Annotated in this window: 14 protein-coding genes; 10 read left to right on the forward strand and 4 right to left on the reverse strand. The window is 57.7% G+C overall.

Translation table 11 applies throughout. The annotated features are described in order from the left end of the window. Positions 1-96: 96 nt before the first annotated feature. Positions 97-669, forward strand: coding sequence for an elongation factor P-like protein YeiP (gene yeiP / locus AS136_RS07270; protein ID WP_002912951.1), 573 nt, complete (start codon positions 97-99; stop codon positions 667-669). Positions 670-1,302: 633 nt separating this feature from the next. Here the strand turns inward: yeiP and uxuA are convergent. Further along, entirely contained in the window at positions 1,303-2,493 is a 1,191-nt protein-coding gene (gene uxuA, locus AS136_RS07275) for a mannonate dehydratase (protein WP_008804012.1), read from the reverse strand. Positions 2,494-2,700: 207 nt separating this feature from the next. Between uxuA and AS136_RS07280 the strand changes: the two genes are divergently transcribed. The 9 genes from AS136_RS07280 (at position 2,701) to yejF (ending at position 14,357) form a co-directional block, all read left to right on the forward strand. Beyond that, on the forward strand, positions 2,701-4,167 hold the full coding sequence (locus AS136_RS07280) for a mannitol dehydrogenase family protein (RefSeq protein WP_023323035.1): 1,467 nt from the start codon (positions 2,701-2,703) through the stop codon (positions 4,165-4,167). A 120-nt stretch (positions 4,168-4,287) separates the two neighbouring features. Further along, positions 4,288-5,265 (forward strand): CobW family GTP-binding protein, encoded by a 978-nt coding sequence (locus AS136_RS07285; RefSeq protein WP_012967545.1) that lies wholly within the window; start codon positions 4,288-4,290, stop codon positions 5,263-5,265. Between the two features lie 37 nt (positions 5,266-5,302). Beyond that, complete coding sequence (locus AS136_RS07290; RefSeq protein ID WP_162494464.1) at positions 5,303-6,016, forward strand: phosphatase PAP2 family protein; 714 nt, start codon at positions 5,303-5,305, stop codon at positions 6,014-6,016. 426 nt (positions 6,017-6,442) lie between these two features. Continuing rightward, on the forward strand, positions 6,443-7,012 hold the full coding sequence (gene mepS, locus AS136_RS07295; protein WP_004201653.1) for a bifunctional murein DD-endopeptidase/murein LD-carboxypeptidase: 570 nt from the start codon (positions 6,443-6,445) through the stop codon (positions 7,010-7,012). 188 nt (positions 7,013-7,200) lie between these two features. Continuing rightward, the gene (locus tag AS136_RS07300) at positions 7,201-8,763 is read left to right on the forward strand and encodes a cyclic di-GMP phosphodiesterase (RefSeq protein WP_023298002.1); all 1,563 of its coding nucleotides are present in this window, start codon (positions 7,201-7,203) and stop codon (positions 8,761-8,763) included. A gap of 68 nt (positions 8,764-8,831) precedes the next feature. Further along, positions 8,832-10,637, forward strand: a complete 1,806-nt coding sequence (locus AS136_RS07305) for an extracellular solute-binding protein (RefSeq protein WP_023323037.1) — start codon at positions 8,832-8,834, stop codon at positions 10,635-10,637. Positions 10,638-10,646: 9 nt separating this feature from the next. After that, positions 10,647-11,741: a microcin C ABC transporter permease YejB gene (locus AS136_RS07310; protein WP_008804006.1), complete on the forward strand. Its 1,095-nt coding sequence runs from the start codon at positions 10,647-10,649 to the stop codon at positions 11,739-11,741. Beyond that, complete coding sequence (locus AS136_RS07315) at positions 11,741-12,766, forward strand: microcin C ABC transporter permease (protein WP_012967542.1); 1,026 nt, start codon at positions 11,741-11,743, stop codon at positions 12,764-12,766. Before AS136_RS07310 ends, AS136_RS07315 begins: the two co-directional genes overlap by 1 nt. A gap of 1 nt (position 12,767) precedes the next feature. Further along, on the forward strand, positions 12,768-14,357 hold the full coding sequence (yejF, locus tag AS136_RS07320) for a microcin C ABC transporter ATP-binding protein YejF (protein WP_023298005.1): 1,590 nt from the start codon (positions 12,768-12,770) through the stop codon (positions 14,355-14,357). Between the two features lie 3 nt (positions 14,358-14,360). Here the strand turns inward: yejF and AS136_RS07325 are convergent, their stop codons facing one another. The 3 genes from AS136_RS07325 to rsuA all read right to left on the reverse strand — a co-directional run bounded on the left by AS136_RS07325 (position 14,361) and on the right by rsuA (position 16,948). Beyond that, positions 14,361-14,705, reverse strand: a complete 345-nt coding sequence (locus AS136_RS07325) for a YejG family protein (RefSeq protein ID WP_002912974.1) — start codon at positions 14,703-14,705, stop codon at positions 14,361-14,363. 330 nt (positions 14,706-15,035) lie between these two features. Next, a complete protein-coding gene (locus AS136_RS07330) occupies positions 15,036-16,232 on the reverse strand; it encodes a Bcr/CflA family multidrug efflux MFS transporter (RefSeq protein WP_008804003.1) in 1,197 nt (398 codons plus the stop codon). Beyond that, entirely contained in the window at positions 16,229-16,948 is a 720-nt protein-coding gene (rsuA, locus tag AS136_RS07335) for a 16S rRNA pseudouridine(516) synthase RsuA (protein ID WP_008804002.1), read from the reverse strand. The genes AS136_RS07330 and rsuA overlap by 4 nt, the downstream gene beginning before the upstream one ends. Positions 16,949-16,963: the final 15 nt, after the last annotated feature.

Raw genomic sequence — 16,963 nt, forward strand, 5'->3', positions numbered from 1 at the left:
AAGATAGCAAAACTCGCGAATTCCGCTTGCCTGAAGGCGCGGGCGCGAGTAGTTTTACGCGATATTTTTGACTCGTTAAGTGACAGGATTACTGCAATGCCAAGAGCGAATGAAATTAAAAAAGGTATGGTGCTGAATTACAACGGCAAGCTGCTGATTGTGAAAAATATTGATATTCAGTCACCCAGCGCCCGTGGTGCTGCGACACTGTATAAAATGCGCTTCTCCGATGTGCGTACCGGCCTGAAAGTGGAAGAGCGCTTCAAAGGTGACGATATCGTCGATACCGTGACCCTGACCCGCCGTTTCGTTGACTTCTCCTATGTCGATGGCAACGAATACGTGTTCATGGATAAAGAAGACTATACCCCTTACACCTTTACCAAAGAGCAGATCGAAGAAGAGCTGCAGTTTATTCCGGAAGGCGGGATGCCGGATATGCAGGTGCTGACCTGGGACGGCCAGCTGCTGGCCCTGGAGCTGCCGCAGACTGTTGACCTGGAAATTATCGAAACCGCGCCGGGTATTAAAGGGGCATCCGCCAGCTCCCGCACCAAGCCAGCCACTATGAGCACCGGCCTGGTAATTCAGGTGCCGGAATACCTGACCACCGGTGAGAAAATCCGCATTCATATCGAAGAGTGCCGCTATATGGGCCGCGCGGATTAATCCTCTGTGACGCACCGACAGTAAAAAAGGACAGCCGCTGGCTGTCCTTTTTATTTGGCGACGGTATGCCCCGATGCCGGGTAATATTCATTCAACACGGTTCCCGTATTTGTGCCGGATGGCGGCTGACGCCTTATCCGGCCTACGATCCGGGCGCCCTGTCGTTAATTTATTCACTATTCTTGCTGAAACTGCCGGTGTTGGCGGCCTCAAAATCGCTGAGACGTTCCCGGAAGGCCGGGGCAGCCCGCATGGATGCGGGCTGAGGGCCGTGTTTTGCATGGACGCTGCCTCGGCCCGACCCGAAGCCTGCAGGGATAAGTCGAAGGTACCACGAAGTGGCGATTTTGCTGGCCGGAGCCCGGGGGTACAGGGGGCGGCGGCGACTGGCCGCCCCCTGTGNACCATGAGTAACATAACGCAGAAGAAATATCGGGAGCGCAATCTGCCAGGAAATAACAGAGAACACAGGTTTTTCCAGGGTCGACACTGTTGCAAACCGATCACCGTATCTACCCCATTGCGCCGTTATTTTGTCGGGTAATGACGCTTCACTTACCCGACCCGGCTGACGCCCCGACAGTAAAAAGGGACAGCCGCTGGCTGTCCCTTTTATTATCCCTGTTACCGCGATTACAACAGTTCAGGGTATTTGGTCATTTTCAGCGCCAGCTCGACGCCACGCACTTCCGCCATCCCCTTGAGACGGCCAATCGCCGAATAGCCTGGGTTGGTTTTCTTGCGCAGATCGTCAAGCATCTGATGACCATGATCCGGACGGAATGGGATCGGGCGCAGATCGCCAGCCTGTTTACGCCGCTGCTCTTCACGCAGAATCGCATCCACCACCGCCACCATATTGACGTCGCCGCTAAGGTGCGCCGCCTCGTGGAAGGTTTTCGGGTTCGCTTCACGACAGGTAGATCGCAGATGGGTGAAATGGATGCGATCGCCAAAGGTCTCCACCATCTTCACCAGATCGTTATCGGCGCGGACGCCATACGATCCCGTACACATGGTGAAGCCATTATTGATGCTGTCCACTGTCTCTTTCAGCCACTGCATATCTTCGATGGTCGACACGATACGCGGCAGGCCAAGGATCGGCCGCGGCGGATCGTCCGGATGCACCGCCAGGCGGATGCCTACCTCTTCGCACACCGGCACGATAGCCCGCAGGAAGTAGGCCATATTCTCGCGCAGCTGCGCTTTATCAATGTGGTCATATTCCGCCAGGCGCGCGCGGAACTGGTCAAGAGTGTAACCCTCTTCCGCTCCCGGCAGGCCGGCGATGATATTGCGGGTCAGTTTCTCGATGTCCGCTTCGCTCATCGCCTTGAAATAAACCTCAGCCTGACGCTGCTCTTCTTCGCTGTAATCTCCTTCCGCGCCCGGGCGTTTGAGGATATGCAGTTCAAAGGCGGCGAAGGCGATCTGATCGAAACGCAGCGCCCGGGAACCGTCCGGCAGCTCATATTCCAGATCGGTGCGCGTCCAGTCGAGGATCGGCATAAAGTTGTAGCATACGGTATCGATGCCGCAGGCCGCGAGGTTGCGGATGCTCTGCTGATAGTTGGCAATCCAGGTCGCATACTCCCCGCTGTGGGTTTTAATATCCTCATGCACCGGAATGCTTTCGACGACCGACCAGGTCAGCCCTTTTGCCGCTAACAGCGCCTGACGCGCTTTAATCTCCTCTACCGGCCAGACCTGACCGTTTGCAATATGGTGCAGCGCAGTCACGACGCCGGTCGCCCCTGCCTGCCGTACATCATCAAGCGATACCGGATCGTTCGGCCCATACCACCGCCAGGTTTGTTCCATCGCTATGCCCTCACAAAAGTTGTTATACCAATAATGGCGACACTCATGACGACTACCATACATGTTTCTTCTCAGGCTGCAAACAGTGCCGGCGCATTGATTGATCCAGCTCACAGTCAGCGGATAATTTCGGCTTACCAATTTAATTTCCTGTCATATAACTTTAGACTGGCATTGTTAATAAGCAGTTAAACAGGTGTGTAAAGAATGACAACAATTGCAACCGCTACGCTACCGGAAAACGTGCAACGTCCTCAGTACGATCGCAGCCAGCTCCGCTCGCGTATTGTCCATTTCGGCTTTGGCGCGTTTCATCGCGCGCACCAGGCGCTGCTGACCGATCGCGTGCTGAATAACGTCGGTGGCGACTGGGGGATCTGTGAAATCAGTCTGTTCAGTGGCGATACGCTGATGAGCCAGCTTCGCGAACAGGACCATCTGTTTACCGTGCTGGAAAAAGGCGCCGACGGTAACCAGCCCATCGTGATCGGCGCGGTGCACGAATGCCTGAACGCCAGGCTCGATTCGCTGGCGGCAATTATCGAAAAATTTTGCGAGCCGCAGGTGGCGATTGTCTCGCTGACCATCACCGAAAAAGGCTATTGCATCGATCCGGCGACCGGCAAGCTGGATCCGACGCATCCGCGCATCGTTCACGATCTGGAGAATCCGACGCTGCCGCAGTCGGCTCCCGGTATTTTAGTGGAAGCGCTGGCCCGCCGCCGGGAACGGGGCCTGCCGCCCTTTACCGTGCTCTCCTGCGATAACATTCCCGACAACGGCCACGTGGTGAAAAATGCCGTCCTCGGTATGGCGGAAAAACGCAGCCCGGCGCTGGCGAACTGGATCGCCGATAATGTCAGCTTCCCGGGCACCATGGTGGATCGCATTGTTCCTGCGGCCACCGCCGAGTCGCTGGCGGAAATCGCCGCCGTGCTGGGGGTCGACGATCCCTGCGCCATCAGCTGCGAACCCTTCATTCAGTGGGTGGTCGAAGACCACTTCGTCACCGGACGACCGGCCTGGGAGACGGCCGGCGTGCAGATGACCGACGACGTGCTGCCCTGGGAGCAAATGAAGCTGCGGATGCTCAACGGCAGCCACTCTTTTCTCGCCTGGCTTGGCTATCTGGCAGGTCATGCGCACGTCAGCGACTGCATGCAGGATAACGTTTTCCGCCGCGCCGCTCGCCAGCTGATGCTTGACGAACAGGCTCCGACGCTGACCATTACCGGCGTCGATCTCGAGGCCTATGCCGACAGCCTCATCGACCGCTTCAGTAATCCGGCGCTCAAACACCGCACCTGGCAAATCGCCATGGACGGCAGCCAGAAACTGCCCCAGCGCATGCTCGACGGCATCCGCGTACATCTTGAGCGCGGCAGCCGCTGGCCGCTGCTGGCCCTCGGCGTTGCCGGCTGGATGCGCTACGTCAGTGGTACGGACGACGCGGGTCAGACGATCGACGTGCGCGATCCGCTGGTCGACAAGATCCAGCAGCGGGTGGCGCAGAGCGATGAGCAGCAGCGCGTCGATGCGCTACTGGGTCTGGAGGAAATATTTGGCCGCGACCTGCCGCACAACGCGCAGTTTGTCGCCGGGATCCGCGCCGCCTGGCAGCAACTGGCGACGCACGGTGCCCGCGAGGCCGTGGCCCGCGCGCTAAATTCTTAACAATATTTGCGCTTATGCGGACAGAAACTTCTTCTGTCCGCCTCAGGACTTCTCTTTTCCCCCTTTTTTCGTCAGGATAGGCGTAACTGTTACAACATTACATTTATCCTGGAGAAAAGAGTGACCAGAACCAATTTGATCACCGGCTTTCTCGGCAGCGGTAAGACGACCTCAATTCTTCATCTGCTGGCGCAGAAGCCTGCGGATGAAAAATGGGCCGTACTGGTGAATGAGTTTGGCGAAGTCGGGATAGACGGCGCGCTGCTGGCCGACAGCGGCGCCCTGCTCAAAGAGATCCCCGGCGGCTGCATGTGCTGCGTTAACGGCCTGCCGATGCAGGTTGGGCTGAATACCCTGCTGCGCCAGGGTAAACCCGATCGCCTGCTGATCGAACCCACCGGCCTTGGCCACCCGAAGCAGATCCTCGATATCCTCACCGCAGCGGTGTATGAACCCTGGATCGATCTGCGCGCTACGGTGTGCATCCTCGATCCCCGTCAGCTGCTGGATGAAAAAGTCGTCAATAACGACAATTTCCGCGATCAGCTGGCCGCGGCGGACATCATTGTGGCCAATAAAAACGATCGGGAAACGCCCGAAAGCGCCCAGGCGTTGGCCGACTGGTGGCAGCGCTGGGGCGGCGATCGTCGCAAGGTGTCGACAACCCAGGGTAATATCGACCTCGCCCTGCTCGATGAGCCGCGCCGCAACACCGCCCCGTTGCCGGCGAGCGCGGAGCATGTTCACCACTCTCGCCCGACCAGCGGTCTCGCCGCACTCAGCCTGCCCGAGCACCAGCGCTGGCGCCGCCACCTCAACAGCGGCCAGGGCTATCAGGCCTGCGGCTGGATTTTCGACGCGGAAACGGTCTTTGAGACCATCGGCCTGCTCGAATGGGCACGGCTGGCGCCCGTGGCGCGCGTCAAAGGCGTGATGCGCATTGCCGAAGGGGCCGTGAGGATCAACCGCCAGGGCGAGGATTGGCATATCGAGACTCTGAGCGTCCCCCCACCCGATAGCCGAATCGAGCTTATCTCGGCGAACGAAGCCGACTGGAACGCGCTCCAGACCTCACTGTTGAGGCTTCGTTTAAGTTGAGGCGGCTAAGGTTGCCGCCGACTGTCACAAAATCGCAATGGCTATGATGAAAAACCGAATTCCTTTAATTCTGCTGCTTAACATCGCGGGTGTGGCGCTATTTTGCTCCTGGTATCTGCCGGTCAACCACGGCGCCTGGTCGCCGGTCGACTCCGCGATCTTCCATTTCTTTAACCATGGCGTCAGCCTCAGCCACGCCTATGCCTGGCTGCTGGCGATCATCAACAATCGCGCCTTCGACGCCTGTTCGCTGCTGGCGATGGGCTGCCTGATGCTCCGCTACTGGCTTAAAGCGCCGCCAGCAGGCCGTCGCCAGATTGCCATCATGGGCCTGGTGATGCTGCTGGCCGCGGTGATCATTAACCAGCTGGCGCAGCACCTGATGCCGGTACAGCGCGCCAGCCCGTCGCTGTTTTTCCACGATGTCACCCGCGTCAGCGATGTCGTCAATTTCCCCACCAAAGACGCCTCCAAGGACAGCTTCCCTGGCGATCATGGGATGATGCTGCTGATCTTCGCGAGCTTTATGTGGCGCTATTTCGGCCGCCGCGCGCTAACCGTGGCGCTGGTGATATTTGTGGTCTTTGCTTTCCCGCGCGTCATGATTGGCGCTCACTGGTTCAGCGATATTGCCGTCGGCTCCCTGACCGCCGTGCTGATTGGCGCGCCGTGGGTATTGATGACACCGCTGAGCGATAAATTGATCGCCCTTTTCGATCGCTCTCTGCCCGGCGGAATATCGGCCAAATAATGTCGTGGTCGCCGTCTGGCGTCATTATCTATAAGGGGACCTTTTGGGTCCCCTTTTTCAATTGCGCTTTTTTTCAACATGATGTTCATCTTCTTGTCACATTAATCCCGTGACAAATGAAGGAATTGTCTGTTTTTTACCCGATACTGGCGCTATTTTGTCCTTTCCCGATGATTCACTTTTTGTCACCAAAATACTTATAAGAAATCGCGCAAAACCGCTCGCCATGCGGCGTTTGATAGGGTAATCTCGTTCTCGTTTTGCCTTTTCCGCAACATTAATTCAGGGCATGAATAAATTTGTGCGTGACTGCACAAATTTAAGCTTAAGGAATTGTCTCATTGCGGATGGGTATTTAGGCTCTAACACGTTTGGCATTTTTTATAACGACATTGTCGTTAAGGACAACAAGGGAAAATAAACAGCATGGTCAAATCTCAGCCGATTTTGAGATACATCTTGCGGGTAGCCCCCGCGATTGCAGTAGCGGTTCTGCTTTCCGCGTGTAGTTCAACAAGTACCGCCAGGAATATGCATTCTGAGACGCATGCTGTGGGTAGTGGCGATTTATCATCACTGCAAGCCTCTCAGGATGAATTTGAAACGATGGTCCGTAACCTGGACGTGAAGTCCCGTTTAATGGATCAGTATGCCAGCTGGAAAGGCGTGCGTTACCGCCTCGGCGGCAGCACCCGTAAAGGTATCGACTGCTCAGCGTTTGTGCAGCGCACCTTCCGCGAACAATTTGGTCTGGAACTGCCGCGTTCAACCTCTGAACAGCAGGAAACCGGAAAATCGATTTCCCGTACCCAGCTGCGTACTGGCGATCTGGTTCTGTTCCGCGCCGGCTCTACCGGCCGCCACGTCGGGATCTATCTCGGCAACAACCAGTTCGTTCACGCCTCCACCAGCAGCGGGGTGACCATCTCCAGCATGGATGAACCGTACTGGAAAAAGCGCTACAACGAAGCGCGTCGAGTTCTGAGCCGCTCGTAAACTGTCCTCTACCGCCGCCGGTTATCCCTTGGCTGGAGGCGGGATAAAAAAACACTGCCCCGGCAGTGTTTTTTTTTGCCACCTGATTCTGAACGCCGCAAAATAAGCTATGTCTTTTAAGTGGGAATGAGAAAAACGACGACCGACAAACCGTTGATGCGATTCAATAACACGGAAAGACTATAGCTATGCTTACTCGCTACTTTTCACCCCAGCGTAAAATCTGGTTAACCAGCCTGTGCGTGGGGATTATCGTCGCGCTGCTGGCCGGCTGCATTCAGTTTATGGTGATTTACCATAACCGGGCAGAGCGTTTCGACGCCATTATCAACAACGTTGACACTTATCTTAAAAGCTATTTTCACGATCTCCGTGAGACTATTGATGGCCTGCAGCCGCTGGTGGATCAGCCCTGCGAGAATATCGACTCCGGACTCACCTCCCATGCCGCTTTCAGCCCCAACGTTCGCGCGTTTCTGCTGGTTAAAAATGGCGTCGTCTTTTGCTCCTCGGCGACAGGGGCCATGAATACGCCCCTTACTCAGCTTATCCCGGCGATCGATATTCGCAAACCCGTTGATATGGCGATTTTGCCGGGTACGCCGATGATGCCGAAAAGCGCAGCGCTGGCGTTATGGGTCAGCAAACCCGATGATGCAAACAGCGGCATTTTCGTATCGATCAACGCCAATCTCACGCCGTATATCCTCTATTCCGCACGACAAAATGATTTCAGCGGTATTGCGCTGGCCATCGGCCATACCGCCATCTCCACCTTCAGTAATCGGCTGGTGGATCCGCAAACCCTGCATAACGAACCGATCCGCCAGTTACAGATCGACGGTTTACCGCTGAAGGTCTACCTGTATGCCAACAGCTGGCTGGCGGAAAATACACAGTTTGCCCTGTTGCTCGGGGTAGTGTGCGGCCTGCTGGCGGGGTTGCTCTGTTATTACGTGCTGACGATCAAATCCGATCCGCGAAAATCGATACTGCTGGGGATCAAAAATAACCAGTTCTACGTCGTCTATCAGCCGGTCGTGAATGCCCAGACCCTGCGTATCAGCGGCGTGGAGGTGCTTATGCGCTGGCGCCATCCGGTGGTGGGTGAAATCCCGCCCGACGTCTTTATTAATCTGGCGGAAACCCAGCAGATGATCGTTCCGCTGACCCATCACCTGCTGGCGCTGATCGCCAGCGATGGTCAAGTGCTTAAACGGATCCTGCCGCGCGGCGTCAAGCTGGGGCTGAATATTTCCCCTGCCCATCTGCAGGCTGACAGCTTCCGCGACGATATGCTGCGCTTTGCCGCCGCGCTGCCCGCCGACCATTTTCACGTGGTGCTGGAGGTGACCGAGCGGGCCATGATTGATAAAGAAAAATCGATCGCTAACTTCGCCTGGCTCCACCAGCAGGGTTTTGAAATCGCAATAGATGATTTTGGTACCGGGCATAGCGCGCTGATTTATCTCGAACGCTATAACTTCGATTATCTGAAGATCGATCGCGGCTTTGTGCAGGCGATTGGCACCGAAACCGTGACCTCGCCGGTGCTGGATGCGGTACTGACCCTCAGCCGCCGGCTGAAATTAATGACCGTCGCTGAAGGAGTGGAGACCCAGGAACAGGCGGAGTGGCTTCGTGCCCAGGGCGTCAATTTCCTGCAAGGGTACTGGATAAGCCGTCCGCTATCGCTGGAGGCGCTGGTCGCCGCGCATGATGAACCTGCGAATTATTTCACAACGCGCTAAGTCTCACATATGATGCGGGAACAGAGGTCGGCTATGGGGGCCGACCGTGACAAGGTATTCTGCCGCCTATGTATGCGCGCCTCTTTTTAATTCTGCTTGCTCTGTTTAGCCTTAGCGCTAAGGCGCAAACAATAAAAGAAAGCGTCGCCTTTGCGATTATCGGTGAACCCAAATACGCCGCCAGCTTCAGCCATTTTGATTATGTCAATCCTGAGGCGCCGAAAGGCGGCACCCTCACCCTGGCGGCGATCGGCACCTTTGATAACTTCAACCGCTACGCACTGCGCGGCAATCCCGCCGTGCGCACTGAGGCGCTCTACGATACCCTGTTCACCACCTCGGATGATGAGCCCGGCAGCTACTACCCGCTGATTGCCGAGCGGGCGCGCTATGCCGAGGACTATTCCTGGATGGAGATCGCTCTCAACCCGCACGCCCGCTTCCATGACGGCACGCCAATCACCGCCCGGGACGTTGCATTTACCTTCAACAAGTTTATGACCGAAGGGGTGCCACAGTTCCGTTTGTTTTATAAAGGCACCACCGTTAAGGCCATCGCCCCGTTGACCGTACGAATCGACCTCGGCCAGCCCGGCAAAGAGAACATGCTGAGTCTGCTGAGCCTGCCGGTGATGCCTGAGTCGTTCTGGCGCCAGCACAAACTCAGCGACCCGCTGTCGAAGCCGCCGCTGGCCAGCGGGCCATACCGCATCAGCGCCTGGCGAATGGGGCAATACATTACTTATTCACGCGTCGCCGACTACTGGGCGGCCGACCTGCCGGTCAACCGGGGTCGCTGGAATTTCGATACGCTGCGCTATGACTATTATCTCGACGACAATGTCGCTTTCGAAGCCTTTAAAGCGGGAGCCGTCGATCGCCGGGAAGAGACCGTCGCCAAAAACTGGGCTACCCGCTACGTCGGTCGCAACTTCAGCCGCGGCTACATTATTAAAGATGAGCATACAAATACCTCGGCGCAGGATACCCAGTGGCTGGCGTTCAATATTCAGCGCCCGGTTTTTGCCGATCGCCGGGTGCGGGAGGCCATTACCCTGGCGTTCGATTTTGAATGGATGAACAAGGCGCTGTTTTACAGCGCCTATCAGCGCGCCAACAGCTATTTCCAGAACACCGAATATGCCGCCCGCAGCCTGCCCGACGCCGCCGAGCTGGCCCTGCTGACGCCGATGAAAAACGAACTGCCCCCGGAGGTCTTCAGCCAGGTTTACCAGCCGCCGGTCTCCCGCGGCGATGGCTTCGACCGCGACAACTTACTCAAAGCCGACGCCCTGCTCAATGCGGCGGGTTGGACGGTAAAAAACCAGCGCCGGGTCAACGCCGCCACCGGCAAGCCGCTGCGCTTTGAACTGCTGATGCCAGCCGGTGGCAATGACCGCTGGCTGCTGCCGTTTCAGCATAACCTGCAGCGCCTGGGGATCGTCATGGATATTCGTCAGGTTGATAACTCGCAGTACAGCAACCGTCGCCGCAGCCGTGATTACGACATGATGCCGAGCCTGTGGCGTGCCATGCCCTGGCCCGGCACCGACCTGCAAATCTCCTGGGCCTCAGACTATATTCACTCCAGCTATAACGCACCGGGGGTGCAAAGCCCGGTAGTGGATAAGCTGATTGCGCAGATCCTGCAGTGGCAGGGCAATAAGCAGAAACTGATCCCCCTCGGTCGGGCGCTGGACCGCGTGCTCACCTGGAATAACTACATGCTGCCGATGTGGTATATGGCGCAGGACCGCACCGCGTGGTGGAATAAGTTCTCTTTCCCCGAGACCCGCCCCATTTATTCCTCCGGGCTCGATACCTGGTGGTACGACGTGAACAAAGCGGCCACCCTCCCCGCGGACAGACGTTAAGGACATCCCATGGGCAGCTACCTGATCCGCCGTTTGCTGTTAGTGATCCCCACCCTGTGGGCCATCATCACCATTAACTTTTTTATTGTGCAAATCGCACCCGGCGGCCCGGTCGATCAGGCCATCGCCGCCATCGAATTTGGTCAGCACGGCGGGATGCCGGGTGCCGGCGACGGCGGGATGGGCGCCAGCCATGCCCGCACCGGCGCAGGGAACATCAGCGAGGGGCACTATCGCGGTGGGCGGGGCCTTGATCCGGAAGTCATCGCCGAGATCACCCACCGCTACGGCTTTGACAAGCCGCTGCACGAGCGTTACCTGAAGATGCTGGGCGATTATCTGCGCTTTGATTTTGGCGACAGCCTGTTTCGCAGCGCCTCAGTACTGCAGCTGATTAAAGACAGCCTGCCGGTCTCGGTGAGCCTCGGACTGTGGAGTACGCTGATTATCTACCTGGTTTCCATTCCGCTGGGTATTCGCAAAGCGGTCAGCAACGGCAGCCGCTTTGATATCTGGAGCAGTACGCTGATTATTATTGGCTATGCGATCCCCGCCTTTCTGTTCGCCATCCTGCTGATCGTGATTTTTGCCGGCGGCAGCTATTTCGACCTCTTCCCGCTGCGCGGTTTGGTCTCACCGAACTTCGACACCCTTCCCTGGTATCAGAAAATCCTCGACTACCTGTGGCACATCACCCTGCCGGTGCTGGCGACGGTGATCGGCGGCTTTGCCGCCCTGACCATGCTGACCAAAAACAGCTTCCTCGACGAGATCCGCAAACAGTATGTGGTCACCGCCCGCGCCAAAGGCGTCGGTGAGAAACAGATCCTCTGGGGACATGTGTTCCGCAACGCCATGCTGCTGGTGATCGCCGGCTTCCCGGCCACCTTTATTAGTATGTTCTTTACCGGTTCGCTGCTGATCGAAGTGATGTTCTCGCTGAACGGCCTGGGTCTGCTGGGCTATGAAGCGACGGTCTCCCGCGACTATCCGGTGATGTTCGGCACGCTCTATATTTTCACTCTGATTGGCCTGCTGCTGAATATCGTCAGCGATATCAGCTATACGCTGGTCGACCCGCGCATTGATTTTGAGGGCCGCTAATGTCTTTCTTCAGTCCCGTTAATCAGGCCCGCTGGGCGCGCTTTCGTCACAACCGTCGCGGCTACTGGTCGCTGTGGCTGTTTTTAATTCTCTTCTTCTGCAGCCTCGGCGCCGAGCTGCTGGCCAACGATCGCCCGCTGCTGGTGCAGTACCGGGGCCAGCTGTATGTTCCGGTGTTAAAAAACTACACCGAGCAAACCTTTGGCGGCGCGTTCGCTACCGCCGCCGACTATCAGGATCCCTGGCTGCAGCACCAGCTGTCCACCCACGGCTGGGCGCTATGGCCGCCGGTGCGCTTCGGCGCCACGACGATTAATTTTGCCAGCACCGTCCCCTTTCCGTCACCGCCCTCGGCCAGCAACTGGCTTGGCACCGACGCCAACGGCGGCGATGTGCTGGCGCGGATCCTCTATGGTACGCGCATCTCGGTGCTCTTCGGTCTGCTGCTGACGCTGTTCTCCAGTGTGCTGGGGGTGCTGGCCGGGGCGATACAGGGGTACTATGGCGGCAAAATCGACCTCTGGGGCCAGCGCTTTATTGAAGTCTGGTCAGGGATGCCGACCCTGTTTCTGATCATCCTGCTCTCCAGCGTCGTGCAGCCGGGCTTCTGGTGGTTGCTGGCGATCACCGTCCTTTTTGGCTGGATGACGCTGGTGGGCGTGGTGCGCGCTGAATTTCTTCGCACCCGCAACTACGACTACATCCGGGCGGCGCAGGCGCTAGGGGTCAGCGACCGGCAGATCATCCTGCGGCATATGTTGCCTAACGCAATGGTGGCGACCCTCACCTTCCTGCCTTTTATCCTGTGCAGCTCCATTACCACCCTGACGTCGCTGGATTTTCTCGGCTTCGGTCTGCCGCTCGGCTCCCCCTCTCTCGGGGAGCTGCTGCTGCAGGGAAAAAACAACCTGCAGGCGCCCTGGCTGGGCATTGCCGCGTTTCTCTCCGTCGCCGTACTGCTGACGCTACTGATTTTTATCGGTGAAGCGGTTCGCGACGCCTTTGACCCGAGTAAGGCGGTGTAATATGACCCACCCGCTGTTAGCTATCGACAATCTCTCTATTGCCTTTCGCCAGCAGGGCGAGACGCAGACCGTGGTGCACAATCTGTCGCTCGAGGTGGCAGTCGGTGAGACGCTGGCGCTGGTGGGCGAATCCGGCTCAGGAAAAAGCATCTCCGCGCTGTCGGTGCTGCGGCTGCTCCCCACCCCGCCGGCCAGCTACCCCAGCGGCGATATCCGCTTTCATGGCCAGTCGCTGCTGCATGCGGATGAGTCGACCCTGCGCGGCGTGCGCGGCAACCGGATCGCGATGATCTTTCAGGAGCCAATGGTGTCGCTCAACCCCCTGCATACCCTGGAAAAACAGCTCTATGAGGTGCTGTCGTTACACCGGGGAATGCGCAAAGAGGCGGCGCGCGGGGAGATCCTCGACTGCCTGGAGCGCGTCGGGATCCGTCAGGCGCCGCGGCGGCTGGCGGACTATCCGCATCAGCTCTCCGGCGGCGAGCGCCAGCGGGTGATGATCGCCATGGCGCTGCTGACGCGCCCGGAGTTGCTGATCGCCGACGAACCGACCACCGCCCTGGACGTGTCAGTGCAGGCGCAGATCCTGCAGCTGCTGCGCGAGCTAAAGCGGGAGCTGAACATGGGGTTGCTGTTTATCACCCATAACCTGAGCATTGTCCGTCAGCTGGCTGACCGGGTAGCGGTGATGCAGAACGGCTGCTGTGTGGAACAAAATGACTGTCGGGCGCTGTTCAGCGCGCCGGCGCATCCCTACACCCAACGCCTGCTGGATAGCGAACCAGACGGTGAGCCGGTGCCGCTGGCCGTCGATGCCCCGGTGCTGCTGCAGGCGGATGATTTAAACGTGGCATTTCCTGTTCGCAAAGGGATCCTGCGCCGGGTGGTCGATCACCATCGGGTGGTCAACAGCCTCAGTTTTCAGCTACGCGCCGGCGAGACGCTGGGCCTGGTGGGCGAATCGGGATCGGGAAAAAGCACCACCGGTCTGGCGCTGCTGCGCCTGATCTCATCCGAGGGAAAGATAACTTTTGCCGGCCAGCCGATTCAGGGGCGTAACCGTCGACAGCTGCTGCCGCTGCGCCGACAAATGCAGGTAGTTTTTCAGGATCCGAACTCGTCGCTCAATCCGCGCCTGACGGCGCAGCAGATTATTGAAGAAGGCTTGCGCGTCCACCAGCCGACGCTGACGGCAGCCGAACGCGAACAGGCAGTGATCCTCGCCATGCAGGAGGTTGGGCTCGACCCGGCCAGCCGCCAGCGCTACCCGGCAGCCTTCTCCGGTGGCCAGCGGCAGCGTATCGCCATCGCCAGAGCGTTGATCGTCAAGCCGCAGCTGATCGTCCTCGACGAGCCGACCTCATCACTGGATAAAACCGTTCAGGCGCAGATCCTGCACCTGCTGAAAGCGTTACAGCAAAAGCATCAGCTGGCCTATATTTTTATCAGTCATGATTTACGCGTAGTGCGGGCGCTGTGTCATCAGGTGATGGTGCTGCGTCAGGGAGAGGTGGTTGAACAGGGCGAGTGCCAGTCCGTCTTCAGCGCACCCCGGCACGAATATACCCGCCAGCTGCTGGCGCTGAGCTGACGGTCAGAAGGGGTTGTTGCCGGAGAAGGGCTCGGCGATGGCCACGCCAAAATTTTTCAGACGACAGGTGGCGGCGAATTCATCCTGCAGGTTAACGAACAGGCACGGTTCGCCTTCGCACTCAAGGACTGAACAGTCGACTTCGATGTCGCTTAACGCCTGGCTGAGCTTATGCATAACCGGCCAGGCTTTCTCACCGTCCGGACTCAGCAACTTCAGGGCAACGAGACTGTTCTCGTTCTGCGCGCCGTTTTGCGGAATCGGTTCAACTCTGGAACCCGCAAAACCGGCCAGCCAGCGATAGCTCTGCGGCAGACGGTGTACGATAGAGAGTTGTTGTGTATTCACGTGGTTTCCCCGGAAGCAAAAGGCTTCACAATAAATTTACATCAATATTAACACACTGTTGACAAATAGTCCTGCCTTGACGCAGAAAACGTTTACAGCCGCGGCGGGCCAGGGCTAAGCACTTATAAACCAGCGCGTTATTTTTATACCCGGCGAGCCGATTGGCGCTATATGTACCCGTTTCTGTGATCCAAAACAACTTTTTTATCGCAACAATGCGACTTTTTACACTAATTGATTTTACATAAAGGAAACAAATCGCAGAACCCTGAAGCTCATTCTGGTTGACATGTATCAAGAAAGGGGCGATTTCGCCCCTGAAAATGTGACCTAGTGTGCGATTTTTCGCCGACGGGAAGCGTAAAGCGAGAAGAAAATAGAACAGGTTGCGCAGAAGGCAATAGAGATCAGCATTGGCCAGGCGGTGGTAAACGTCGCCATCGACAGCAGCGCACCAATGATCGCCCCGATACCAAAACGAAACGTTCCGGCCAGTGACGAAGCGGTGCCGGCCATATGCGGAAACTCATCGAGGATCACCGCCATGGCGTTAGACGACACCATCGATACGCAGCCGACAAAGGCCGCCACGCCGATCACCAGCGACCAGAAGCCGACGTCCAGCAGCGCGCAAACCACCATCCATACCGCCATGGCAAACTGGATCCACAGCCCGGCCCGGAACATGCGCAACGCCCCCACCCGCCGCACAAACCGGCTGTTGAACATGGTCATCAGGAACAGAAAAACAATGTTCAGCGCAAAATAGTAGCCAAAGTGCTGAGGCGCGACGTGGTTAATATTGATGTAAACAAAAGGCCCGGCGCTGAGAAACGAGAACATCCCCGCGAAGCTAAAACCGCTCGCCAGCATATAGCTCAGCACCCGCTTGTGACGGAACAGAGTGGCAAAATTACCCAGCGTGGTGCGCAGATGGAACGGCTGACGCCTGTCAGCTGGCAGCGTTTCGCGGATAAACAGGCCGATCATCAGCGAGGCCAGCAGGGCCACCAGCGCGAGGATCCAGAAGATGGCATGCCAGCTAAACCAGACCAGCACCGCCCCGCCAACCATCGGCGCCACCAGCGGCGCAATGGTCGTCACCAGCATGACAAACGACATCATCCGTGAAAACTCATCTTTCGGATAGATATCGCGCATCAGGGCATTGATCACCACGCTGGCGGCCGCGGCCGCCAGACCGTGGAAGAAACGCATGACAATGAGCATATCGATGGTCTGCGACAGGGCGCAGGCCACCGCCGCCGCGGCGAACACCAGCGTCCCGCCGAGGATCACCGGTTTGCGACCAAGGCTGTCTGCCATCGGCCCGTACAGCAGCTGACCCAGCGCAAAGCCCAGGATATAGGTGCTGAGCGTCATCTGCGCGCTGCCGTCCGGGACGTTGTACTGGGCGGCGATCACCGGCAGCGCCGGAAGATACATATCGATCGACAGCGGCATCAGCATGGCCAGCAGGCCGAGGATAAACACAATTCCCAGAGAAGAATTCTGCTTCACTGTCACGTTTTACTCCGTGCCTGCGGGGCGCCTACGCTGGCGATTTCCGTTTCCGTCAGCGGACGATATTCACCCGGCGCCAGCGCGTCATCCAGCAGGATATCGCCGATGCGCTCCCGGTGCAGGCCAACCACATGGTTGCCCACGGCGGCGAACATGCGTTTCACCTGATGGTAGCGCCCTTCGCTGATGGTCAGGCGCACTTCGGTCGGGGTGATCACTTCCAGCACTGCCGGCTTAGTGAGATCTTTTTCATTGTGCAACTGGACGCCTTTGGCAAACAGCTCTGCGGTCCCTTCCGCCAGCGGGCTTTCCAGCTCCACCAGATAGGTTTTTTCACAATGGTGGCGCGGCGAGGTAATGCGGTGCGACCACTGGCCGTCGTCGGTCATCAGCACCAGCCCGGTGGTGTCGATATCCAGGCGCCCGGCGGCGTGCAGCTTGTGCGCCACCGGCTCATCGAGAAAATAAAGGATAGTAGGATGATCGGGATCGTCGGTGGAACAGACGTAACCCTGCGGCTTGTTCAGCATAAAATAACGGGGGCCGTTCTGCTGGGTCAGCGTATTGCCATCATATTCCACCTCGTGCTCTGGCTGGAGCTTAAAAGAGGCATCTTTCACAATGTCGCCGTCCACGGTAACCCGGCTGCCGCGGATTTCACGCCCGGCAATAGCCCGGCTGACGCCAAGCTGCTGAGCGATAAACTTATCAAGTCGCATGAATTTTTTTAGCCT

Origin of the sequence: Klebsiella sp. D5A, assembly GCF_001620885.1 — a bacterium.
Lineage (GTDB): Bacteria > Pseudomonadota > Gammaproteobacteria > Enterobacterales > Enterobacteriaceae > Klebsiella > Klebsiella variicola.

Excerpts from the sequence above, each read along its gene's own strand:
- yeiP (WP_002912951.1), top strand. The coding sequence starts at position 97 with ATGCCAAGAGCGAATGAAATTAAAAAAGGTATGGTGCTGAATTACAAC.
- uxuA (WP_008804012.1), bottom strand. The coding sequence starts at position 2,493 with ATGGAACAAACCTGGCGGTGGTATGGGCCGAACGATCCGGTATCGCTT.
- AS136_RS07280 (WP_023323035.1), top strand. The coding sequence starts at position 2,701 with ATGACAACAATTGCAACCGCTACGCTACCGGAAAACGTGCAACGTCCT.
- AS136_RS07290 (WP_162494464.1), top strand. The coding sequence starts at position 5,303 with ATGGCTATGATGAAAAACCGAATTCCTTTAATTCTGCTGCTTAACATC.
- mepS (WP_004201653.1), top strand. The coding sequence starts at position 6,443 with ATGGTCAAATCTCAGCCGATTTTGAGATACATCTTGCGGGTAGCCCCC.
- AS136_RS07300 (WP_023298002.1), top strand. The coding sequence starts at position 7,201 with ATGCTTACTCGCTACTTTTCACCCCAGCGTAAAATCTGGTTAACCAGC.
- AS136_RS07305 (WP_023323037.1), top strand. The coding sequence starts at position 8,832 with ATGTATGCGCGCCTCTTTTTAATTCTGCTTGCTCTGTTTAGCCTTAGC.
- AS136_RS07310 (WP_008804006.1), top strand. The coding sequence starts at position 10,647 with ATGGGCAGCTACCTGATCCGCCGTTTGCTGTTAGTGATCCCCACCCTG.
- AS136_RS07315 (WP_012967542.1), top strand. The coding sequence starts at position 11,741 with ATGTCTTTCTTCAGTCCCGTTAATCAGGCCCGCTGGGCGCGCTTTCGT.
- yejF (WP_023298005.1), top strand. The coding sequence starts at position 12,768 with ATGACCCACCCGCTGTTAGCTATCGACAATCTCTCTATTGCCTTTCGC.
- rsuA (WP_008804002.1), bottom strand. The coding sequence starts at position 16,948 with ATGCGACTTGATAAGTTTATCGCTCAGCAGCTTGGCGTCAGCCGGGCT.